General features: G+C 60.6%; 19 protein-coding genes and 4 tRNA genes. 13 read left to right on the top strand and 10 right to left on the bottom strand.

The window, feature by feature from the left end; genetic code table 11:
- Window positions 1-6: 6 nt before the first annotated feature.
- From JF539_RS11715 to JF539_RS11705, 3 genes are read left to right on the top strand one after another with little or no spacing between them, the layout of a single operon-like run.
- Window positions 7-1,449 carry a 2-hydroxymuconic semialdehyde dehydrogenase gene (locus tag JF539_RS11715; RefSeq protein WP_209017251.1) on the top strand — a complete coding sequence of 481 codons (1,443 nt, stop codon included), beginning with the start codon at window positions 7-9 and terminating at the stop codon, window positions 1,447-1,449.
- Between the two features lie 7 nt (window positions 1,450-1,456).
- Window positions 1,457-2,239: a 2-oxo-hept-4-ene-1,7-dioate hydratase gene (gene hpaH, locus JF539_RS11710; RefSeq protein WP_207140561.1), complete on the top strand. Its 783-nt coding sequence runs from the start codon at window positions 1,457-1,459 to the stop codon at window positions 2,237-2,239.
- Window positions 2,236-3,012 (top strand): HpcH/HpaI aldolase family protein, encoded by a 777-nt coding sequence (locus JF539_RS11705; RefSeq protein ID WP_207140559.1) that lies wholly within the window; start codon window positions 2,236-2,238, stop codon window positions 3,010-3,012. The genes hpaH and JF539_RS11705 overlap by 4 nt, the downstream gene beginning before the upstream one ends.
- A 168-nt stretch (window positions 3,013-3,180) precedes the next feature.
- Here the strand turns inward: JF539_RS11705 and mvaD are convergent, their stop codons facing one another.
- The 7 genes from mvaD to JF539_RS11670 all read right to left on the bottom strand — a co-directional run bounded on the left by mvaD (window position 3,181) and on the right by JF539_RS11670 (window position 10,944).
- Window positions 3,181-4,164 (bottom strand): diphosphomevalonate decarboxylase, encoded by a 984-nt coding sequence (gene mvaD, locus JF539_RS11700; RefSeq protein WP_207140557.1) that lies wholly within the window; start codon window positions 4,162-4,164, stop codon window positions 3,181-3,183.
- Between the two features lie 28 nt (window positions 4,165-4,192).
- On the bottom strand, window positions 4,193-5,116 hold the full coding sequence (locus JF539_RS11695; protein ID WP_236042469.1) for a mevalonate kinase: 924 nt from the start codon (window positions 5,114-5,116) through the stop codon (window positions 4,193-4,195).
- Window positions 5,117-5,121: 5 nt separating this feature from the next.
- Window positions 5,122-6,213: a mevalonate kinase gene (locus JF539_RS11690; protein WP_207140554.1), complete on the bottom strand. Its 1,092-nt coding sequence runs from the start codon at window positions 6,211-6,213 to the stop codon at window positions 5,122-5,124.
- Between the two features lie 25 nt (window positions 6,214-6,238).
- A complete protein-coding gene (locus JF539_RS11685) occupies window positions 6,239-7,390 on the bottom strand; it encodes a hydroxymethylglutaryl-CoA synthase (protein ID WP_236042370.1) in 1,152 nt (383 codons plus the stop codon).
- 11 nt (window positions 7,391-7,401) lie between these two features.
- A complete protein-coding gene (gene fni / locus JF539_RS11680; protein ID WP_328809235.1) occupies window positions 7,402-8,541 on the bottom strand; it encodes a type 2 isopentenyl-diphosphate Delta-isomerase in 1,140 nt (379 codons plus the stop codon).
- On the bottom strand, window positions 8,463-9,503 hold the full coding sequence (locus tag JF539_RS11675) for a hydroxymethylglutaryl-CoA reductase (protein WP_328809234.1): 1,041 nt from the start codon (window positions 9,501-9,503) through the stop codon (window positions 8,463-8,465). The genes fni and JF539_RS11675 overlap by 79 nt, the downstream gene beginning before the upstream one ends.
- Window positions 9,504-9,939: 436 nt before the next feature.
- The gene (locus JF539_RS11670) at window positions 9,940-10,944 is read right to left on the bottom strand and encodes a TIGR03842 family LLM class F420-dependent oxidoreductase (RefSeq protein WP_207140551.1); all 1,005 of its coding nucleotides are present in this window, start codon (window positions 10,942-10,944) and stop codon (window positions 9,940-9,942) included.
- A 265-nt stretch (window positions 10,945-11,209) separates the two neighbouring features.
- Between JF539_RS11670 and cofD the strand changes: the two genes are divergently transcribed.
- Genes cofD through cofE form a run of 5 tightly spaced genes read left to right on the top strand, consistent with a single transcriptional unit; the run spans window position 11,210 to window position 17,014 of the window.
- Complete coding sequence (gene cofD / locus JF539_RS11665; RefSeq protein WP_207140550.1) at window positions 11,210-12,172, top strand: 2-phospho-L-lactate transferase; 963 nt, start codon at window positions 11,210-11,212, stop codon at window positions 12,170-12,172.
- Window position 12,173: 1 nt separating this feature from the next.
- Entirely contained in the window at window positions 12,174-12,839 is a 666-nt protein-coding gene (cofC, locus tag JF539_RS11660) for a 2-phospho-L-lactate guanylyltransferase (protein ID WP_207140549.1), read from the top strand.
- Window positions 12,836-15,214 carry a 5-amino-6-(D-ribitylamino)uracil--L-tyrosine 4-hydroxyphenyl transferase CofH gene (gene cofH, locus JF539_RS11655; RefSeq protein ID WP_207140547.1) on the top strand — a complete coding sequence of 793 codons (2,379 nt, stop codon included), beginning with the start codon at window positions 12,836-12,838 and terminating at the stop codon, window positions 15,212-15,214. Before cofC ends, cofH begins: the two co-directional genes overlap by 4 nt.
- A 29-nt stretch (window positions 15,215-15,243) precedes the next feature.
- Complete coding sequence (fgd, locus tag JF539_RS11650) at window positions 15,244-16,248, top strand: glucose-6-phosphate dehydrogenase (coenzyme-F420) (RefSeq protein WP_207140546.1); 1,005 nt, start codon at window positions 15,244-15,246, stop codon at window positions 16,246-16,248.
- 7 nt (window positions 16,249-16,255) lie between these two features.
- Window positions 16,256-17,014: a coenzyme F420-0:L-glutamate ligase gene (gene cofE / locus JF539_RS11645; protein WP_207140545.1), complete on the top strand. Its 759-nt coding sequence runs from the start codon at window positions 16,256-16,258 to the stop codon at window positions 17,012-17,014.
- Window positions 17,015-17,072: 58 nt separating this feature from the next.
- On the opposite strand, the gene ilvA is transcribed toward cofE, so the two are convergent.
- From ilvA to JF539_RS11630, 3 genes are all read right to left on the bottom strand, one after another.
- The gene (ilvA, locus tag JF539_RS11640) at window positions 17,073-18,329 is read right to left on the bottom strand and encodes a threonine ammonia-lyase IlvA (protein WP_328809233.1); all 1,257 of its coding nucleotides are present in this window, start codon (window positions 18,327-18,329) and stop codon (window positions 17,073-17,075) included.
- Between the two features lie 559 nt (window positions 18,330-18,888).
- Window positions 18,889-18,964, bottom strand: a tRNA-Thr gene (locus JF539_RS11635).
- A gap of 306 nt (window positions 18,965-19,270) precedes the next feature.
- A complete protein-coding gene (locus JF539_RS11630; protein WP_207140542.1) occupies window positions 19,271-20,086 on the bottom strand; it encodes a TrmH family RNA methyltransferase in 816 nt (271 codons plus the stop codon).
- Between the two features lie 700 nt (window positions 20,087-20,786).
- Between JF539_RS11630 and JF539_RS11625 the strand changes: the two genes are divergently transcribed.
- The 5 genes from JF539_RS11625 to secE all read left to right on the top strand — a co-directional run bounded on the left by JF539_RS11625 (window position 20,787) and on the right by secE (window position 22,817).
- Window positions 20,787-20,871, top strand: a tRNA-Tyr gene (locus JF539_RS11625).
- A gap of 22 nt (window positions 20,872-20,893) precedes the next feature.
- Window positions 20,894-20,967: transfer RNA gene (locus JF539_RS11620), tRNA-Gly, on the top strand.
- 172 nt (window positions 20,968-21,139) lie between these two features.
- Window positions 21,140-22,330, top strand: a complete 1,191-nt coding sequence (gene tuf, locus JF539_RS11615; protein ID WP_207140541.1) for an elongation factor Tu — start codon at window positions 21,140-21,142, stop codon at window positions 22,328-22,330.
- 109 nt (window positions 22,331-22,439) lie between these two features.
- A tRNA-Trp gene (locus JF539_RS11610) sits at window positions 22,440-22,515 on the top strand.
- 104 nt (window positions 22,516-22,619) lie between these two features.
- On the top strand, window positions 22,620-22,817 hold the full coding sequence (gene secE, locus JF539_RS11605; RefSeq protein ID WP_207140539.1) for a preprotein translocase subunit SecE: 198 nt from the start codon (window positions 22,620-22,622) through the stop codon (window positions 22,815-22,817).
- Window positions 22,818-22,822 lie beyond the last annotated feature (5 nt).

The following is a 22,822-nucleotide window of genomic DNA, read 5'->3' as shown; positions in this document are numbered from 1 at the left end:
GAATTCATGAATTTTATCGACGGACGGTATGTTGCCGGACGTGGCGAAGCCTTCGCCAACCATTTTCCGACGACCGGGGAGGTCACGGGCGAGATCCGTGCCGCCGACCGGGATCAGGTCGATGCCGCGGTCGGGGCTGCAAAGGCAGCGTTGAAGGGGCCGTGGGGCCGGATGTCCGTGCCGGAACGGATGACACTTTTGCGCAAACTCGCCGACGGCATCAACGCCAGGTTCGACGAGTTTCTGGCCGCGGAGATCCGCGATACGGGCAAACCGCGTTCGATCGCAAGCCACATCGATATTCCCCGGGGAGCCGCCAATTTCAACGTCTTCGCCGATCAGGTCTCCGTGCTTGGGACCGAAAGTTTCGCGCAGCCGACGCCCGATGGAACGGGTGCGCTGAACTACGCCGTGCGCATGCCGCGCGGGGTGATCGCGGTGATATGTCCGTGGAACCTGCCGCTTCTCCTGATGACCTGGAAGGTCGCGCCCGCTCTTGCCTGCGGCAACACCGTGGTTGTCAAACCGTCGGAGGAAACGCCGGCAACGGCAACGCTGCTTGGTGAGGTCATGAACGACGTCGGAATTCCGGCCGGGGTCTACAACGTGGTTCACGGGCGCGGTCCCGGGTGCGCGGGAGAGTTTCTGACCTCTCATTCCGGGGTCGACGGGATCACCTTTACCGGGGAAACACGCACCGGAGAGGCTATCATGGCAGCGGCTGCGCGCGGTGTGCGGCCGGTGTCGCTGGAACTCGGCGGCAAGAACCCGGGCATCGTTTTCGACGATGCGGATTTCGACAAGACCATGGAAGGCATAGGGCGTGCCTGCTTCGCCAATACGGGCCAGGTCTGCCTCGGAACGGAACGGATGTATGTCCAGAGGGGCATCTTCGACCGGATCGCGGAGGGGCTGGCGGAGAAGGCGCGCGCCTTCCGGTTTGGCGATCCGTTCGACAAGGCAACCACGATGGGGCCGGTCATTTCCGAAGAACACCGGTCCAAGGTTCTGTCCTATTACGAAAGGGCGAAGGGCGAAGGCGCAACCGTGATCGCCGGAGGCGGCGTACCCGAGCTGCAGGGGTTTGAAGGCGGTTATTGGGTCGAGCCGACCGTCTGGACGGGTCTGCCTGAAAGCTCGCCAATCGTCCAGGAGGAGATCTTCGGACCGTGCACGCATCTGACGCCGTTCGACACGGAAGAGGAGGCAATCGAGCTGGCCAACGCTTCTCCCTATGGGCTGGCAACTTCGATCTGGACGGAGAATCTGACGCGCGGACACAGGATCGCCGCCGCTGTCGATGCCGGGATTACCTGGGTGAACTGCTGGTTCCTGCGCGATCTCAGAACGCCCTTCGGCGGTTCGAAGGCGAGTGGCATCGGCCGCGAGGGCGGCGTGCACTCCATGGAATTCTATTCCGAACTCAGAAACGTCTGCATCAAGCTTTGAGGACAGAATGCTCACTGAAGACCAACGTGCGGAGGCCGTCGCCTCCCTGCTCGAAAGCCATCGCACGAAAATCCAGGGCAAGCGGCCTTCGGAAATGTTCCCCGAGATCCGGATCGAGGATTCTTACGCGATCTCTTCCGCTGTCGCCGAGGAAAAGGTCAGGCAGGGCCACAAGATCGTCGGCCACAAGATCGGCCTGACGTCCAAGGCCATGCAGGCTTCGTCCAAGATCGACGAGCCGGACTACGGCTACCTGTTCGATGACCTGGTTCTCCAGGATGGCGCCAAGGTGCCTTTCGAGAATTTCTGTGTGCCGCGCGTCGAACCGGAACTGACCTTCATCCTGAAAGAGCCGCTGAAGGGGCCGGGCGTGGGACTGGTCGATGTCATGCGGGCCACGGAGTGGGTTGTGCCATCGATCGAGATCATCGATGCCCGGGTCACGGAGCCGCGCAAGATTTTTGACACTGTCGCGGACAACGGCGCGGCCGCGGGGATCGTGCTGGGTGGACGGCCGGTGCGCCCGGAAGACGTCGACCTGCGCTGGGTCGGCGCGATCTTCTACCGAAATTCGGAAATCGAAGAGACCGGTATCGCCGCGGGCGTGCTCGGCCATCCGGCGATGGCGATTGCCTGGCTCGCCAACAAGCTCGGTCCCTTCGGCACGACGCTTCAGCCCGGGCAACTGATGCTGTCCGGTTCCTTCACCCGGCCGGTCTGGGCGGCGAAAGGCGACACCCTTCATGCCGACTTCGGTCCGCTCGGTTCGGTTGCGGTGCAGTTCACATGACCGGGGCTCCACTCAATGGCTTCAAGGCGCGTCTCAGGGACGGTGAAACCCAGTGGGGCATCTGGAATTCTCTTGCCAGCCCAGTCGCGGCCGAGGCGTTGTCGCTTGTCGGGTTCGACTGGATGCTGTTCGACACGGAGCATTCGCCGGTCGAGGTCGCCGGACTGATGCCGATCCTGCAGGCCGCGGCGGCTGGCACTGCTTCCGCCGTGGCCCGTCCCGCCTGGAACGACAAGGTTCTGATCAAGAGACTCCTCGATATCGGCGTTCAGACCCTTCTGGTTCCCTTCGTTGAAACCGCGGAAGAGGCGGAGGCGGCCGTTCGCGCGACCCGTTACCCGCCGAACGGCATTCGCGGCGTCGCCGGCTCCACACGGGCAAGCCGTTTCGGCATGGCCCCGGGTTATCTCCAGAAAGCCAATGACGAAATCTGCGTGCTGGTCCAGATCGAAACGTCGGGCGCGCTGTCACGGCTGGAGGAAATTGCCTCTGTCGAAGGCGTCGACGGGGTTTTTATAGGGCCGTCCGATCTGTCAGCGTCGATGGGGTTTCTCGGCAATCCAGCCGCCCCGGAGGTGCAGGACGCGATCCGTGAGGCCGCCGGTCGCATCGTCGCCAGCGGGAAGGCACCGGGCATTCTTGCCACGAAGGCGGAAGATGCGTTGCGCTATCACGAGTGGGGTTACCGGTTTGTCGCCTCGGGCGTCGATATTCCGCTTCTCGTAAATGCCGCGCAATCGATGTTGCGTCAGGTGCGTCCCCAATCGGTTTGAAATCCGGGGCCGATCGCCGACAAGCCTTGACCGAGGGGGCGCTCAAGCTGCCATCTTCCGGAACCGTGGCGAGGCCCCGTGCTCGCCGGACCCCCGGCGTTGTCGTGACATTGCCGTCCATGACCGGGCCTCGGGGGCCTTCTTCCCGCCGGGAAGAAGGCGGCACCATCAAGATCCCGGACCAAATTCCTGGCCAAACGGCGCGATGACACTGGCCTGCGGGAAAAGGGTCAAAACGTCGTCTGTGCTGTCTTCCAGAAAGATCAGTTTGACATTCGGCCCGGCATCCATCGTCGCATAGGCTGCAACTCCGTCTGCCCGCGCTTGCCAGAGGCGGTGAAGCACCGTCCAGGTCTCGCCGGTCAGATAACAAAGCGGTGGGCGCGCGGCCATCATCGTTGCATGCATGCCAAGTGCGTTGGCTTCAACCAGGGGGCCGAGGTCGTCAAACGCCTGCGCGGCAATCGCGGCTTCAATCGCCTTGCAGTCCTGCTCAGCCTGGGCGGGCCAGGGCGGAAACAGCGGGCTGGTCTGCGTCGTATGGTTCATGCCATCGCGCGAGCTTTGCGGCTTCGGCCCTTTGTCGAGGGCGACGATCGCGATCCGAAACGCCGGCCAATCGAGATCGAGCCTTTCACCGTAGCTGTCCAGACCGTCCGCGCGGTCACCTTTGTTCCAGCGCACAAACCCGTGCCACAATGAGCGCGCCGCGCTTCCGCTGCCCAGGCGCGCGATCCGGCTCATGTCGGTCTCATCGAGATCAAGACCAAACGCACCGCAAAGCGCTCGGGTCAGAGCGGCAAAACCCGACGCCGAGGACGCCAGTCCGGCGGCTGTCGGGATCGTGTTGCGTGTCGTGATCGACAGCGGCAGATCAGAGGAGCGACCGGCGCGAAACAGGTCCGCAAACTGCAAGGCGCGGCGTGCAAAACTGTCGTCGGAGGCGAGAATATCGCCATTATGGCTCACCACATCCCGGCCTGAAGGCGCGGGGCCGACTGTCGTATGCGACCCCCAATCCGCAAGAGAGATGGAAATCGAGCTGTTCGTCGGCAGATTGCGCCGCGCGTCGCGCTTGCCCCAGTATTTCGAGAGCGCGATATTGCTGGGTGCATAAGCGTCAAAGCTTCGCACCTCCGAGACATCCGCCATCGCTCTTAGAAGCAACTTACGCACCGCTTCAGGCATCGATTGTCAGCCCTTTTTTCGCCAGTGTCACCGGAACAAATCCCGTCGGAGGCGTCCCCAGAGCCAGCACGCAATCGCCGAGACCCGATCCGGATATCTTCGCTGCCAGAGTGGAGGATTCCGACCGCGCCGAGGTTATGATCTCGCCGAGGGTTTCGTCGCAAACCCCCAGGTCTTCCATTAACGCCTGATAGCGGTTGAGCCCCTCATAAAAACCGTCCCAATTCCCGCATTCCGCCGCCGCAATCGTCTGCGCGGATTCTGCGCCCATGCGATCGTAAAGCGTATTGAACCGTGCTTCGTCACCGGCCATTTTCTCCGCGATCATGCGTAGAACCTCGCTGGTGGGTGTCTTGTAACCGCAATATTTCAGGCTTACCGCCGCAGGAGGCAGGGGCAGGGCCTGGATGACCCCGTTTCCCAAGGCTTGCGGGGCGCGGTAGGCGACGAGACCGCCGTGAAAACTCGCGGCGAGATCGGCACCGCTGCCGCGTCCCTGCAGTTTGCGCACGATCGCCAGGGCATCGGCGTGAAGCCCCTGCTGTCCTGTGCCGGCAAAACGCGACAGCGCCCCAAGACAGGCCACGGTCACGGCGGCGGAGGACCCAAGGCCCAGGGTCGGGTCGATCTCGGAACGGATTTCAAGGGTGAACCCGGACGGCAAATCCGCCAGGTAACGGGCAATTGCCGCCAGGACAAAGCGGTAATCGCCCCCCTCGGGCAAGGCCTCCAGAGACAGCTCGAGGGGTGCGGCGATTTCGGATGTAATCCGGACCAGCCGGTCGGAGCGCGGCGTCAGTGTTATGGAAATCCGTTGTTCGATCGCGGACACGACCGCCCTGTGTCCGTAGACGACGGCGTGTTCCCCCGTGACCATGATAGAACCGGGCGCACTTGTGCGAATGGTGCTGTTCATAATCGTCACACAGGCTGCTCCGGCACGTTGGCCACGCGTGGTGCGAGCCCGGCAGCGGCTCCGGTGGGGGACATCTTCAGCGGCGCCCAACTCAGTCCGGGGTGTTTTGTCATGAGCGCGGCCATCGCATCGGGATCGTCCAGCCGCACCAGCACAACACCACCATGATCACCGCGCACGGCGCCCGCACCGCAGATTTTCGCGGCACCTCCAGCGGCCTCGACTTCCGAAATGAATGCCTTTGTGCTTTCAGGCACAACACCGATGTGTTCGAGCAGGCGCTGGTTTTCGGAAATCGCGGCCCTGGGGTCTTCACCCTCCATGATCGCCTGTTCCATTGCGGCGGTACAGGCTGCAAACGCTTGCCACAGAGCGTCTTCAGAGCCGTGATCGGCGGCAACCTGGCTCACGCATTCGCCGGTTCCACAGTCGGGTCTGCCATGAAGCACCCAATACCATCCCTGTCCGGTGGCGAGGTCATGGTCACCGGACAGTTCAATCGAAGCGACAGAGGCACTGGCGCTGTTGTTCACCCGCACCAGACCGCCGTATACGACACTTGCCGCATCGATCGGTCCGGCTTTGCCATGTTTCAGTCTTTCACAAAACCGCACGCGTTCCATACGCTCGGAGGGCGTCTTGTGACGATCCAGGAGGGTTTCGAAAAGCACGGTCGTTGCAGCGACAATCGCGGCAGAGGACCCCATGCCGGCACCGATCGGCAGTCCGGTACGGCTGCCCAATTCACCGGGGATCGGTTTGTGATTTAACGTGCCGATTCCGGGTACTGCGGTCGTTCCCGAGGGTTTGTCCTGCAACAGGGACGCCAGCGTGTAGATCGCCAGATCGTCGAAATGCGACAGCACCTTGTGCACCTTAATATCGCCGCGCAAAAACTGTTCGAACCGGGTGTCCAGTCGAGATTTGAACCCGGATATCAGCTTGAGGGGATAGGTGGCGCCCGCCGAAATGTTGGAAAAAGCGGTGCGCACCCCATCCAGACTGAGCGGGGTGAACCAGACCTCGGTGTAAAGCGCGATGCCCATTGCAAGGGCAGGGGCACCGTAAAGAACGGAGTGCTCTCCCGACAGTATCAACTTGCCTGGAGCATGTGCGCACGCTTTAGGCGTTCCGGTCGACATAGATACGCTTTTCGTCTTCAACGCCGGCAAGCCGGAACCGCCCGCGCGCCTGCTCAGGCGCGCCCTTGCTCAGGTCGATCTCCTCCCACAGGGCCGCATAGTTGTCGTAGGATACGCTTTCCCGCTCTTCGAGCATCCGCCTCTGCTGCTGCGTGAACAGGTGATCGCGGTACCCGGGCAGGATCCTTGCGTCGAAAAATTCGCCGGTCGCGCCGGAGCCATAGCTGAAAAGCCCGACGTTGCTCCCTCCCAGATCGTCCTCGGCATTGTCCAGAAGAGATGCGAGAGAGAGATAGAGCGCGCCGGTGTAGCAGTTTCCGACCTGCCGATTGTAGATCAGTCCAGGCAGAACCTTTTGCGCATCGACAGGAACGCCGTTGGTCTTCGCCAGATGGCTGTTGGCCTTCTCTCCCATGCGCGAGAATGGAATATGATAGCAGAAATGGCTGAAGTCCTCGAAACTCAGTCCGCCATTGGACTGATAGTCGCGCCATGCTTCGACAAGGGCGTTGAGATAACGCAACGTGGACGCCTTGCCATCGAAAAGCGGCGTGCGCCGGTTGTTGGGGCGCCAGAAATCCATGATGTCTTCGGTGAAAAGGCCCGAGATCGCGCCAATCTCCGCGACCTTCGGCGTGGCGCTCACGAGCATTGCGACGGCGCCCGCGCCCTGTGTCGCTTCGCCGGAACTGTCGCGATCATAACGGGCCACGTCGGAGGCGATCACGAGCACCTTGCGATCCGGTTTGCGGGCCACGTAGCTGCACGCCATCTGAAGCGCGGCGGTGGCGGAATAGCAGGCCTGCTTCAGTTCAACACAACGGCAATTGGGAGACAGCTTCAGAAGCCGGTGCAGATAGACCGCCGCTGCCTTGGACTGGTCGATACCGCTTTCTGTGGCAAACAAAACCGTATCGATGCCGTCTGCGCCGTATTTGTCGATAATCAGTTGGGCTGCTTCGGCAGCCATTGTGACGATGTCTTCATCGTGGCCGGGCAGTGCGATCTTTTCCTGGCCGATCCCCTTGGAGAACTTTTCCGGATCGATGCCCTGCCGCTCCGCGAGGGCATCCAGCCCCACGTAGACGCGTGGGATGTAAAAACTGATCGCTTCAAGTCCGGTTGTCATCATGTCAGGCACTTTCATTTTCGGATAAGCGAGGCATTGTCCTTGAGCTCGGCGAGTGAGCCACAGCCCAAAAGGAACATCGCGGTCCGGAACTCCAAATGCAGCTTTTCGATGGCACTTGCGGTTGCTTCACTGGACACTTTTGCGGCTTTCAGCAGGGGGGCGGCCAAACCGCACATGTCAGCGCCAAGAATGATGCATTTCGCCATGTCCACACCGTTGCGGATGCCGCCGCTGGCAATCAAGATATGGCTCTCTTCAGCCGCAGCAAGATGCGCGCGTGCTTCACAAAGCGCGTCCACCGTGCGCAGTCCCCAATCCTGGAACACCAGTCCGAGATCATCGTCTTCGCGATTGCGACGCAGATATTCGATCCGGCTCCACGACGTTCCGCCGCGCCCGGCGATATCGAAATGGCGGATGCCCGCGGCCCACGCCAGATCGATATCGGCCACCGACAAGCCGCAGCCGACCTCCTTGAGCAGGAGAGGGACCGGCATCTGTTTTGCAAGTGTACGGATCTGAGCGGCAAGACCGGAAAAATTCCGGTCGCCTTCGGGTTGGACCGCTTCTTGAAGGGGGTTGACATGGAGGTAGAGCGCGTCGGCCTTCAGCAGTTCAATCGCCTCAAGACACTGGTCTGCGCCAAGTCCCATATTCAACTGGACCGCCCCGATGTTGCCGATGAGCGGCACGTTGGGCGCTTCTGAACGAAGATCGAAACTTTTTCGCGCCGCCGGATCAGTGAACATGACGCGTTGCGATCCGACAGCCATGGCGACGCCTGTCTGCTCGGCCGCACGCGCAAGATTGCGATTGATTGTCTCAATCTCCAAGTCCGGCCCGCCGGTCATCGAAGAGATCAGCAGAGGAAAGCTCAAAGGCTTTTCCAGAAAGGTGGTGCGCGTGTCAATCTGCTCGAAATCAAGTTCCGGCAAGGCTCGATGGGTCAGTTTGATCCGGTCGAACCCGCTGTCATTGCGTTCGATATCCGCATCATCTTCCAGGGCCCTGAGATGATCCATCTTACGTCCTGCGACACGGGTGTCCTTGCCGTGGCTATCCGCACTCGATGTCATCGTTCCATTTCCATGTGCGTACGAACCAACTCGCCGGGATTTGTCTGTGCCGCCAGCAGCGACAGCTCTCCACACAGCACAACACCGGCGCAAATCCCCGCTAGCCGGCGTGAATTTTCACCCGGCGCAGTGTCCGCCTTGCAGCCAAGGCGCGCCAGATTGTCCTCGATCTCGGAAATTTTCTTTCCCGCGCCCACAGATCCCACAATCAGGTTCGGCAGGGTACAGGAGAAATAGAGATCCTCACCGCGCGCCTCGCAATGAACGAACCCCTGGCTGGCCTCGATGATATTGGCGGCATCCTGTCCGGTCGCCAGGTAGAACCCCAAAAGCATGTTCGCGAAATGCGCATTGGCGCTGCGCAACGTACCGGCAAGGCTCCCGCCGACATAGTTCTTTTCATAGTTCAACTGAACCATTTCCGCAGCGGAGCAGCGCAGGAACCGTCTCAGGAACTTTCTCGGGATTTCAATTTCCGCGACCGCATATTTGCCGCGCCCCAAAAGTCCGTTGACCGCCGAGGCTTTCTTGTCCGTGCAGAGGTTGCCGGAAATCGAGGCGTAGCTCAAAGACGGATAATTTTCGAGGACCCAGTTCTGCACGGCCTCGGAGGCTTTGGTCACCATATTGTGGCCGGAAGCATCGCCCGTGCTGCATTCGATGCGAATATAGAGGAGATTGCCTACGATCTGGCGGTTCAGCTCAAGCAGACGTGCGAATCGGCTGGTGGAGGCGACGATTTCGGCAATTTCATCCTGGCGCGATTTGATGTTTTGCCAGGCGGCGATGGCGCTTGCACCGTCCTGCGCCCGCAAAGCGATCGAACGGCTCATGCGCTCGTCCAAGAGGCTGACCTGAATGCCACCCGAATACCGGGAGACAGCCGCACCGCGCGCGGTCGACGGCCAGAGTGGCGTTTCATAGGTCGCAAGCGGTGCACTGACCGGTCCGTCGACCACCGGCCCCCTGAATAAAATGGGTCCAACCCATTTGGTCGGGACGGGCGTATGCGAAATCGTTTGGTCTTTCTCGGTCACTTCAGCATCTACTTGTCGGAACGCACCGACGCTTTGCATTTTTCGGCACGGAAGTCTAGGCGTTTGCCCTGTGACCTCATGACCTCCCCAGCCGAAAAACGCAACCGGATATGGGGCAACCCTGCCGGTCGCGGCCACAGAAACGGTCACGACAGAACCGGTGTGGATCACTGTGCCTGTTGTCCAAATAGAGGGGTCGGGCGGTTCGGGGCCGAAGTCGCTCAACACCCGGGCTGAGGGCGCGGCCTTTCGCCAAGGGCTGCGCCAGACAGGGACGGGGTGGCGGCTTCGCTCGCCGCCACCCGGTCACCTTTGTTTGAAACGGAAGCTCGTTCCGGGCATATCGCGAACTCGCGCGAACATCTACGCGGCTGCGTAATCGGGAGCGATGGGCTCAGCATGTGGACCAAACGGCTTCCGGCGCAGTCCGGGCTGGTCAGTTACTGAAAGCCGGAATGATGTCGTTGCCGTAGTCGGCGATGATTTTCTCCTCGTCGCCACTGTCCAGGTAGATGTTGAACTGTGTCACGCCAGCGCTTTCGAGTTCTTTCAGTTTGGCGATGTGCTGATCGCTGGTTCCCAGTACGGCGAAGGAATCGACAATCTCGTCCGTGATGAAATCAAGGAACGGGTTGTCGCTCTGTCCGTGCTTGGAATAGTCGTAGCCGCGGCGTTTTTCGATGTAGGACGTCAGGCTCGAGGGGACGCTATCCGTGTCGGCCCCGTATTTTTCGACGATGTCCGCAACATGGTTGCCAACCATGGCAGGGAACCATTTCACCTTCTCTCTCGCATGCTCGATGTCGCCGGTATAGGCCGGCGCCGCTGCCATGATCCGGTAATTGGACATGTCCCTGCCGGCTTCCTCGCCCGCCTTTTTGGCGGTGTCTCCCAACCATTTGCAAATACCGGGATCCGCGATCTGCAGGATCAGTCCGTCACCCACCCGGCCGGCAGTAGCCAAGGCCTTCGGACCGTATGCGGCTATCCAGATGGGCGGTTCGTGGCCGACAGCCCAGGGGAACTGAACCGGCTCCGGACATTCGCCATATTGGGCCTCTTCCCCCTTGATCAGCTTGCGAATGACATCGGTGAACTCTTCGAGACGCTTCAGGGTCGCGGGCTTTTTGCCCATGACGCGCACGGCGCTGTCACCCCTGCCTATTCCGATGTCGAACCTGTCGCCGGACTGTTTGGCAAGAGAGCCGAAGAGGCTGGCGGCAACCGACCAGTCACGGCTGTTCGGGTTGGTGACGCAGGGGCCGAACCTCATGTGCCTGGTGTGTTCCATGCACATGGCCATCGCCACGTAACTGTCCCGCCACAGGATGTGGCTGTCATAAAACCAGCAATAGGTGAAGCCTGCATTCTCAGCCTGCCGAACAAGGGCTTTGGCTCGATCTGCATCGACAAAACCTTTAAAACAAATTCCGAATTCCATAGTGGTTTTCCCTCTGCATTCACTTATGGCGATAAATTTGACATTCTTTTTTTTCGTCTTGGAAATGTTCCGCGAATTGACTGCGCCGTCAATTAATTTTGACCAATTGATAAAATTTTTTGCCCGCCTTCCTTGATCGTTTTCCGCACATAGGTAATCCTCCATATCGTAGCACGCCCGATCGGGTGACCGTTGAAGACTGCGTTGGAACACCTGAATCAAGAATTCACCGTTGTCTGAACCGCGCGAAAGACAGGATCCCGAGATGGGCTCAAAAAAGGTAATTGCGCTTTCCGGCGGCGTTGGCGGAGCAAAACTTTCGCAAGGCCTGGCGGCTGTGATGCCGCCGGAAGATCTCACGGTAATCGTCAATACGGGAGACGACTCGCCCCATTACGGATTGTTCGTCTGCCCGGACATCGATACGCAGCTCTACACTCTTTCCGGCCGCGCCGATCTGGAGCGGGGGTGGGGGCGTCGCGATGAAACCTGGAACGCGATGGGCGCCCTGCGCGAACTCGGCGAAGACATCTGGTTCAATATCGGCGATCAGGACCTTGGCCTGAACCTTTTGCGCACGATGCGGTTGGCGCGGGGAGACAGGCTCACCGAAATCACGGCGGATTTCGCCAGGAGCTTCGGCCTGACAAGTAAAATCCTGCCCATGTCCGACCAGCACGTCAGCACCCTGATAAGGTGTTCGGATCGCGATTACGAATTCCACGAATGGTTCGTTGAGGCGCGGTGCGGTCCGCAGGTCGTTGACGTGATTTTCAGAGGGGCCGAAGACGCCCGGATGACCAGGGAGGTCAAGGAAGCGTTCGAAGACCCCGGTCTCTGTGCGGTCGTCGTTTGCCCCTCCAATCCCTATTTGTCCATTGCTCCGATACTGGCCGTTCCGGGAATGCGCGAGGTTCTTCGAAGCTGCCGGGCTCCCGTCATAGGCGTGACGCCGGTCGTTGGCGGCGAGGCCGTCAAAGGCCCGACGGCCGCCATGATGACGGGCTTCGACATCCCTGTTACCGCCGCCTCCGCGGCCATGCTTCACGCGGATATTTTCGACGGCTATGTGGTCGACAGGCGCGATGGCGAACAGGTCGCGGAATTCGGAAACATCGGAAAAGGTCTGGCGGCAAAGACACATGACACGATGATGGTCGATCTTCAGGCAAAATCGAGCCTCGCGAATTCCGTACTCGATTTCGCCGAAGACCTAGGCGGGGCGTGACATGACGGTTTGGGCCATGATTCCGGTCAAGAGTTTCGAGGGTGCCAAGTCCCGTCTCGGAAGCCGTCTGTCGCCGGACCTGCGCCTAGAACTCGCGCAAGCAATGTATGCGGATACGCTCACGGCAATCGCCGGTTCTTCGGAAGTTGAAAGGTTGGCGGTGGTGACAAATGATCCCGAAGCACGAGAACAGGCAGAGCGCCGCGGCGCCGACTGCCTGCACGACCCGGACGGGGGGCTGAACCCTGCATTGGAGAGCGGGCGCACAACCCTGCTTTCAAAAGGGGCGTCGACGATTGTCGTGTTGCCGTCGGACATTCCGGCCGTTCGCCCCGCCGACATCGACGATATCGTTCGCGCCGGACGGGAAAGACGCTCGGCCGTCATCGTCCCGGATCGCCTGCGGCAGGGCACCAATGCTTTGTTGGTGCAGCACGACATGCAGCTTCCGTTTCGCTTTGGAGCCAACAGTTTCGAAGTGCACCTTGATCTGGCAAGGGCGAAAAACCTTCCCATGCGCGTCCTCAGTCTTCGGCATGTTGAATGCGACTGCGACACCCCGGAAGACATTTACCGTCTGGCTGCCATTCACCCGGGCCCGCAGACCGCGCAAAGACTGCGCGCGATGGATCTGGCTCTGCAAGAGCCTGGGAGGACCGCTCCATGAGAGTAGCATTGCGGTATCCCGATGCCGGCAGCCTGCTGGAGCTGGACAACCTCGACGATCTGCTGGCCGAAAGCCGGGCGATACGGGACGCCGGTTTCGGGTCCGTGATCACTTACTCGCCAAAGGTCTTCATCCCCTTGACGAAGGCCTGCCGCGACGTCTGCCATTACTGCACGTTCGCAAAACCGGTGCGCTCCGGGCAGAAGGTCTATCTTGAGCCTGAAGAAGTCCTGGAGATTGCGCGCAAGGGGGAGGCAGCAGGCTGCAGCGAGGCGCTGTTTACCCTGGGCGAAAAACCGGAGCTGAGGTACAAGGCTGCTCGCGAGGCGCTGGACAAGCTCGGGTTCGAGAGCACCGTCTCCTATCTTGCCCACGTCGCGGGACTGGTCAGAGACCAGACGAACCTTTTGCCGCATCTCAATCCCGGCACGCTGACGGCGGAGGAGTTCAACCGTCTCAAGCCTTTTGCGGCCTCAATGGGAATGATGCTGGAAACCGCTTCGGACCGGCTGTCAGCACGGGGAGGTCCACACTTCGGGAGTCCGGACAAGTCTCCCGCCGTTCGTTTGCAAACGCTCGACGCCGCCGGCGAAGCCGGGGTAGCCTTCACGACCGGGCTTCTCGTCGGCATCGGCGAGACCCGCCGGGAACGGATCGACGCCATTCTGAAAATCCGCGAGTCCCATGAGCGGTACGGTCACGTCCAGGAAGTCATCATTCAGAACTTCCTTCCAAAGCCCGATACGAAAATGCGTGCCTACCCGCCGGCGGATCCCTTTGAGCACCAATGGACCATTGCGGCGGCCAGATTGCTGCTTCCGGGCGACATAAGCCTGCAGGCTCCGCCCAATCTGGCGGCGGGTACAGGAGCCGAGCTTCTGGAGGCGGGCATAAACGACTGGGGAGGCGTCTCTCCGGTGACGATCGATCATGTCAATCCGGAGGCGCCGTGGCCGTCTCTCGAGAAACTGGCGGACATCACCGCCTCTTGCGGCAAGACGCTGGCCACCCGACTGACGATCTATCCCGGATTTCTCAAGAACGCGGAAAAATGGCTTGATCCAAAGATGCGCCCGGGCGTTTTGCGGGCGAGCGATTCCGAGGGCCTGGCGTTTGAAGGGCGCTGGACGCCGGGTGGCTTGGAAAAGCCGCCTGTTATCCGCTCCAACGGCGCCGTGGATCCCAGGATCAGGCAGGTTCTGGACCTCGAACCCGGAACCGAACTGGACGAGCAGCAGATCGTCGCCCTGTTCTCAGCGCGCGGAAAGAGCTTTCATGCCGTGTGCGCTCACGCGGACAGCCTGAGGCAGAAGGTCAACAAGGAGCGTGTCCACTACGTCGTCACGCGAAACATCAACTACACAAACGTGTGTACCTACGGCTGTCGTTTTTGTGCCTTCTCCAAGGGGAAGAAACACGAGTCCCTGCGCGGCCCGGCCTACGACCTCGACATGAAGGAGTTCAGCCGCCGCGTTGCCGAGGCCTGGGACCGAGGCGCTACCGAGATCTGCCTCCAGGGAGGTATACACCCCGGCTACACCGGGGAGACCTATCTGAACCTTGTGCGGATCGCCAAGGAGGCGGCCCCGGAGATCCACATCCACGCCTTTTCGCCGCTGGAGATCTGGCAGGGGGCCCAGAGCATCGGGCTCACGCTTGCAGATTTTCTGTCGCAACTTCAGGCGGCTGGCCTGTCTTCTTTGCCGGGCACGGCCGCGGAAATCCTCGACGATGAAATCCGGTCGATCATCGCTCCGGACAAGATCATGACGGATCAATGGTTCGACGTCATGGAGGCGGCCCATGGCCTCGGGCTGAAAAGCACGTCGACCATCATGTACGGACATGTCGAAACGCCGGTGAACTGGGCACGGCATCTGATGCGCTTGCGACGTCATCAGCAAAGGTTCAACGGTTTCACCGAGTTTGTGCCGCTCCCATTCGTGGCGCTTGAAGCCCCGATGTATCTGCGGGGGCAATCGCGGCGCGGACCCAGCTGGCGTGAAGCGGTCCTGATGCATGCGGTCGCCCGCATTGTCCTTTATGGCGCGATCGATCACATCCAGACATCGTGGGTCAAAATGGGTCCGGAGGGAGCGGCGGTTTGCCTGCGTTCGGGCGCGGATGACATGGGCGGGACACTGATGAACGAGAGTATCACGAGGGCCGCCGGTGCGGTTCACGGGCAGGAGTTCGCTCCCTGGCAAATGGAAGAGCTCATTCGCTCCGTCGGCCGCGACCCCGTCCAGCGATCCACGGTCTACGGACCTGTCACGAGCGAGCGCAGGCAACGCGCCATGCAGGCCGCCCCGCTGGATCCAATGGTCAATACGCCGTTTTCCGGTAAGCGCCTCCGGCAGACACAACAAGCATGAAATCCAGAATTTCGAGTGGAGAACAGACAATGTTGCGCATCGGATACAAGGCGTCGGCAGAGCAATTCACCCCCGGGGAATTGGCCGATTTTACTGTTCTGGCGGAAGAACTCGGCTTCGACAGCGCGTTTATCTCGGATCATTTCCAGCCCTGGCGGCACACCGGCGGTCATGCGCCGCATGCCCTTGTCTGGCTTGGGGCAACTGCCGCACGAACCAGCCGGATCCAACTGGGAACCTCGGTTCTGACGCCGACCTTCCGCCACCAGCCGGCCATGATCGCCCAGGCTTTCGGTACGCTCGGATCGATGTTTCCCGGCCGGATCATCCTGGGCGTGGGAACCGGTGAGGGGCTGAACGAAGTGCCGGCGATCGGTTGTGAATGGCCGGAGCGGAAGGAACGGTTCGCGCGGCTGCGCGAAGCCATCCGGCTCATTCGGAAACTCTGGCGCGAAGAGCGGGTCAGCTTCGAAGGGGACTTCTACAGGACCGAAAGCGCCACGATCTACGACCGGCCCGACAGCATGATACCGATTTACGTTGCCGCCGCGGGGCCGATGATCGCCAAATATGCAGGGCGGTTCGGAGACGGTTTCATCTGCACCTCAGGCAAGGATCCAAGCCTCTACAGCGAAACGCTGATCCCCAATCTGGAGGCCGGGCTGTCCCAGCAGGAGCGTCAGACGGAGGATGTCGACCGAATGATCGAGATAAAGCTCTCCTTCGACACGGACGTTCGCCAGGCCAAGGAAGACACGCGCTTCTGGGGAGCGCTGGCGCTCAGTCCTGAACAGAAGATGACGGTGGAAGACCCGCTGGAAATGGAGAAACTTGCGGACAGTCTGACGTCCGATCAGACCGCCAGCCGCTGGATCGTCACGGCGGACCCGGACGAAGTGGTTGAGAAGATCCGCCCTTACGCGGATCTCGGTTTCAATCACCTGGTGTTCCATGCACCCGGTCCGGATCAGGCCCGGTTTCTGCGCCAGTTCTCCGAACACGTGATGCCGCGCCTTCGCACGGCGTTTGGCTAGAGCGGCGATGACAAGGATTTGCCTGGAAACGCTGGACGGTTTTCCTCTGGTTGAGCCTGGAGACGATCTGGTCGAGCTGATCTGCAGGTCTCTGGAAGCGGGAGGTCAGGTCCTTGAGGACGGCTGCGTGCTTGTCCTGGCCCAGAAAATTGTATCCAAGGCCGAAGGCCGGTACAGAAACCTGTCCGAAATCGTTCCAGGTGACCGGGCGAAGCTGCTGGCCACCGAGACGGCAAAGGACCCGCGCCTTGTTCAGGCCATTCTCGACGAGAGCACCGAGGTTGTCCGCAGGCGAAAGGGCGTCTTGATCGTACGGCACAAGCGTGGCTGGGTGATGGCCCAGGCCGGCATCGATCAATCGAACATAGAAGGCGGCGATGAGGGGCGTATCCTTCTCCTGCCGGAGGACCCGGATGCCTCGGCCTTGAAGTTGAAGACAGAACTTGAGCGGCGGTCGGGAGTGTCGCTCGGAGTGGTCATCGCCGACAGTTTCGGCCGTCCCTTCCGAAACGGCACGACGGGCATCGCGATAGGGGCCGCGGGACTGACGAGCTTTCTCGACAAGCGCGGCCACAGGGATCTTTTCGGAAAAACGCTGCAGGTATCCACCATCGCGCATGCCGATGAAATCGCCTCCGCGGCGTCCATCCTGATGGGGCAGGCCGACGAGGGAACCCCGGTCGTTTTGATAAGGGGGCTTAGCCCGTCAGCGCATGTCGATGCGTCTTCCCTTGTCCGGCCGATCGAGGACGACATGTTCCGCTGAACGGGTCAACCGCACGCGACCTCGTTCGGGCCGGTTTCTTCAAAGGAAGCGTCACACCTCAGATAATGAAGTTCGCGATCGCCTCATTGTAGGTGATGTCTTCCCATCTCACGTCCGAGCGATCGAAGCTTTCATGAAGCGTTTTGAAATTGTCCGGGTTCTTGGTTTCGATACCCAGAAGCACGGAGCCGAAGTTGCGCGCCGATTTTTTCAGGTATTCAAAGCGGGATATATCGTCTTCGGGACCAAGCAGGGACAGGAAATCCTTCAAGGCGCCCGGGCGCTGCGGTAACTGGATCACGTAGTATTTCTTCAGCCCTGAGAACCTGAGGGCCCGTTCCTTCACCTCAGGCAACCGCTCGAAGTCGAAGTTCCCGCCGGAGATGACGCAGACGATCTTCTTGCCGCGAACCTGCTCGACGGGAAGCCGTTTCAGCGCGTCGACCGCGAGAGCGCCCGCCGGCTCGAGAACCACGCCTTCGACATTGAGCATATCGATCATCGTCGAACAGACACCGTCCGTCGGGGCCAGAATCACGTCATCGGCCGAGAACTTGGAAAGCTGCCGGAAGTTTTCCCGTCCGGTCTGGGCCACCGCGGCGCCATCCACGAAATTGTCGACGCGGTCCAGCCGAATGCGTTCACCTGCCCGCAGGCTTTCATAGAGGCTGGGCGCCTTGTCAGGTTCGACAAAGCTGAATTCTGTGTCGATGCCCGTTTCCTCGAAATAACGCGTGATACCGGCGGCCAGGCCGCCGCCGCCAACCGGCAAGATCACGCGATCCCACTCCAGCCCCTCCGGACTCTGTTCAAGGATCTCCTTTCCGACCGTTGCCTGGCCGCGAATGATGGTCGGATGATCGAATGGAGGGACCATCAGTCCGTTGTGTTCTTCGCAGTAGCGTATTGCCGCGGCATTCGCAGCGTCGAAGCCATCGCCCAGCAGCTCGATGTCAACCAGAGGAGCGCCGAAGGACCGCGTCTTCATGATTTTTTGCTGGGGTGTCGTCAGCGGCATGAAGACGATGCCTCGCTTGTCGAAGTGCCGGCATGCGAAGGCAAAGCCCTGCGCATGGTTTCCGGCCGACGAACACACAAAAAGGGACCGGTCGGGTTGGTCCCGCAAGGCTTCCTGAAGGAAGGCAAAGGCACCGCGAACCTTGTAGCTCCGAACGGGGGTCAGATCCTCCCGCTTGAGCCAGATTTCTGCCTGGTGACGATCGGAAAGATACTGGTTTCGCTGCAGTGGAGTGGGGTCAAGGACCTTGGACAGAAGGTTGTGAATTCGATGGACATCGTCTGCGAACTGACCCACGTCTTGCTCTTTCCGTTGATCGCGGCGGTCCTGGACCTCGTGCGTTAAGCCCATGCCGCGAAGTGGTGATTACCTCTTGGCCCGCATCTGCAAACATCCGGCGCCGGCCTAGCGGGGAGAAAGCCATCCCACCCAAAGGCCATCCGGCCGCGACAATTCTCCAGGTGGCCGTGACCGGATTTGTTCAGCTCTCTGCGGATGTGCTTAATCCGGTTCTTGCCGGGCGCGCAACCCAACGGTGCTTCCGACCACGGGGCTCTCTGCCTTCGGAACTGGTCTGGCAGTTTGCAGAGCCAAACCTTGGTGGGCAGCAGACGCAAAGCCTGGATACAACCTTTGCCGGATCAGCGACCGGTTTTTGCATACTTGAACGACGCAACGGACACAATTGCTCAATTTGCAACGATGGCTTGAGAAGATCTAATGTTCGGGTTTTCTTCACGAGCCGGAAAATCTGCGCGAAATTCGAATGTGAGCACCGAGACATGAGGCTTGTATCACCGGAATCGGATGCAAGTCACGTGAGGAGAAAGGAACTGGATCGGACAGGGGGAGGGAATGGTGCCGGCAGCAGGATTCGAACCCGCGACCCCGAGATTACAAATCACGTGCTCTACCAGCTGAGCTATACCGGCGCCGGAGTGGCTTCTACCAGATTGGGCGCGGTTGTCCATGCCTGCCGTGGAATTTTTCGGGGTGCGGTGACCGAAGCCGTCTAAGTGCTTCCCGATCCTGACGGAAATGCATAGCCGCTGTGGATAAGACAAAGGCGCTGGCCGCATTGATGCACGGCGTTGTTGCTCCGGGCGCTTCAGCCGGAAGCTGGCGGGCGAATACGCGATCAGAGACCGGATCTCCAGAAGACCGTGACGTTGACCCTATGAAGCAAAAGGGAGATCCGGTGAATGTCCCGTTATGGGAAGACCGGTGGCCGGCCCGGATCACAGCCCCATCTTCGATCGCGCGACATAAAGCGACAGCACGGCGGCATTGGACACGTTGAGCGAGCGGATTTCGCCAGGCATGTCGAGCCGGGCGGTGAGGCCACAGGCCTCGCGCACGCCCTGGCGCACGCCTTTGCCCTCCGAGCCGAGCACAAGCACCGTCTTTTCGGTGAAGGGCGTGTCTTCGAGTGCCGCCGGTCCGTCGCTGTCCAGCGCAATGCAGGAAAAGCCCTGATCCTTCATCTCCGCGACGAAGCGGGCCATGTTCTTCACCCGGACATGCTTGATCATGTCGAGCGCGCCGGAGGCGGACTTGGCGAGCACCGGGCCTTCTTCAGGGGCGTGGCGCTCAGTCGTCACCACGGCATCTGCGTCCAGCGCCACCGCGGAGCGAAGAATCGCTCCGACATTGTGCGGATCGGTGACCTGGTCGAGGGCGAGGACCAGACGGGCGCCCTTGAGATGCTCGACGCCATAGGCGGGCAGGGGATCCGCTTCCAGAATCATGCCCTGGTGCACCGCGTCCTTCGTGACCATGCGGTCGAGCGCTCTCGGCATCATCGTCTCGACAGGCACGTCGACCTTCACACCACGTTCCTCCAGACGCCGTTGGGCGTTTTCCGTGGCAAAGAGCTTGAGCCGTTTGCGGTCGGGGTTGGCGAAGGCGGCTTCGACCGTGTGCAGTCCATAGAGCAGGACGGGGCCTTCGGGCGGCAGGCCCGGGCGCTTTGGCCCCGGCTTGCCGGTGGATTTCCTGTTGCCGCGGAAACCGGACTTTGGGCCGGGGTGCTTTGGTTTCTTGGTTTCGCTCATGGCGCAGCACTAGCGTTAAAAAAGGCTCAGGGAAAGAGGCAAGCAAACTGTGCGGCCGACGGAGCGCGGAACGAGCACCGTCATGCGCTGTCCGGTCGGGGCGTGCCACCAGACGTCCTCGTCCTGGCTTCCATGAGCGCTTCACCGCCCAACAGAATCGCTAAGTCGACCTGGAAGCCACCTCCCGGCATGGCAACAAGCGCAAGGCGGAAGGTTCGGCAGGCATTTTGCGATTCTCACCTTCAATTGCTCCCCGTCGGTGGTCGCCTGCAGGTCCCGGCCATGAAGTAAAGCCCGGGAACGGCGTCCTTGCCGTCTTGTCCAACACACGCGCCACTTCAACTGTCTGGATTTGCGGGTCTGAAAAGACGCGCTGAAAAGCTGTTTTCAAGCGCCTCTGTTCCGGTCGCGGGTTGTCCACAGACCTGCGGGAGATGCGAGCCGGAATGTGAAAAACCCACGAGAGCCGTGACAATCGCGCAGCGCCGGGGCATTCTGTCGGAAAGGATGGCCGGGGTGTTCCCACGCGTTCGAAGCGCCCGTTTCGAGCGCCTCCTCGATTTTGTTCATTTCTTTGCAAAATCGGCGTTGACAGGGCAGGTTCCCATCTGCATAACACGCGCCACGGGATTGCTCGCCCCTTTCGGGCGGGCTCTTCGGTTAGCCATCCTGATCGCTTCGGCGTGAAGCAGGACGAGATGGAGGAGTGCCCGAGTGGCTAAAGGGGACGGACTGTAAATCCGTTGGCTATGCCTACGTTGGTTCGAATCCAACCTCCTCCACCATCGTTCCGGTTTCGCTCGGTGTGCGGGTGTAGCTCAATGGTAGAGCAGCAGCCTTCCAAGCTGACGACGAGGGTTCGATTCCCTTCACCCGCTCCATCATGGGTGCTGATCGGAGTGTCCGGAACGGAAGGCTCTTTCGCCCGGAAATCCTTGAAAATGAAGTTCAACGGGAAGCAATTCGTCGCTCGAGGATCTGTCCAAGGCGCGGAGCGTGTCCCGACGCGAGCCTTTATCGACCGAACCGAGTATTGGACAGAGAGCGACGCCGATGGCGAAGGAAAAATTTGAGCGCACGAAACCGCACGTCAACATTGGCACGATTGGCCACGTTGACCACGGCAAGACGACGCTGACCGCAGCAATCACCATGACGCTGGCGGAAGCCGGCGGCGCGGAAGCCAAAGCTTACGACGAGATTGACGGTGCGCCCGAAGAAAAGGCGCGCGGCATCACCATCTCCACGGCGCACGTTGAGTATGAGACGGAAAACCGTCACTACGCTCACGTTGACTGCCCTGGTCACGCCGACTACGTGAAGAACATGATCACGGGTGCGGCACAGATGGACGGCGGCATTCTGGTGGTGTCCTCGGCTGACGGCCCGATGCCGCAGACCCGCGAGCACATCCTGCTTGCGCGTCAGGTTGGCGTTCCGGCCCTGGTCGTTTTCATGAACAAGGTCGACCAGGTCGACGACGAAGAGCTGCTTGAGCTTGTCGAGATGGAAATCCGCGAGCTTCTGTCTTCTTACGAGTTCCCGGGCGACGACATTCCGATCGTCAAGGGCTCCGCTCTTGCGGCCGTTGAGAACCGCGATCCGGCCATTGGCCGCGACGCGATCCGCGAGCTGATGGCAGCGGTCGACGATTACATCCCGACGCCTGAGCGTCCGAAGGATCAGCCGTTCCTGATGCCGATCGAAGACGTGTTCTCGATCTCCGGCCGCGGTACGGTTGTGACCGGCCGTGTCGAGCGTGGCGTCATCAAGGTTGGTGAGGAAGTCGAGATCGTCGGCATCAAGGACACGGCGAAGACGACGGTTACCGGCGTTGAAATGTTCCGCAAGCTGCTGGATAGCGGTGAAGCGGGCGATAACATCGGCGCTCTGATCCGCGGCGTTGGCCGTGAGGAAGTCGAGCGTGGCCAGGTTCTCTGCAAGCCGGGTTCGGTTACGCCGCACACGAAGTTCAAGGCCGAGGCCTACATCCTGACGAAGGAAGAGGGTGGCCGTCACACGCCGTTCTTCACGAACTACCGTCCGCAGTTCTACTTCCGCACGACGGACGTGACCGGCGTGGTTTCTCTTCCGGAAGGCACGGAAATGGTCATGCCGGGCGACAACGTGTCGGTTGACGTTGAGCTGATCGTGCCGATCGCCATGGAAGAAGGCCTGCGCTTCGCGATCCGCGAAGGTGGCCGTACCGTCGGCGCCGGCGTCGTCGCTTCCATCATCGAGTAAGATGAAATTCTGGCTGCCGGGCCTTGTGCCCGGCAGTTCTGCCTCTTAAGTCTTGCGATGCGGGGCTTCAGGGGGTATCAGGAGCGAGGCTGCGAAAGCGGTCTTTTGAAGGGGTATAGCTCAGTTGGTAGAGCGACGGTCTCCAAAACCGTAGGTCGCGGGTTCGAACCCTGCTGCCCCTGCCATTTTGCTCTTGATTAATCGGCCTCGAGGGCTTAAACAGTTGCCTCGAGTGAGGCGCGCGAATGATGTTCGCGCGCCCGCTCGTATTTAACAGACCGGAACCGGAATGGCGAAGACCAATCCCTTTAAATTCATCCAGGAAGTGCGCTCCGAAACCTCCAAGGTGACGTGGCCGACGCGCCGGGAAACCGCCGTGACAACCGCTATGGTGTTCGTCATGGTGCTGATTGCCTCGATCTTCTTTCTCGTGGCGGATCAGCTGATGAGTCTCGGGATCGGATATCTGCTGGGCGTTGGCGGCTGATCAGC

This window comes from Roseibium aggregatum, from assembly GCF_017309185.1.
GTDB lineage: Bacteria > Pseudomonadota > Alphaproteobacteria > Rhizobiales > Stappiaceae > Roseibium > Roseibium aggregatum_B.
The sequence above is the reverse complement of the archived record's forward strand: the minus strand, read 5'-3'. Positions and strand labels throughout refer to the sequence as shown.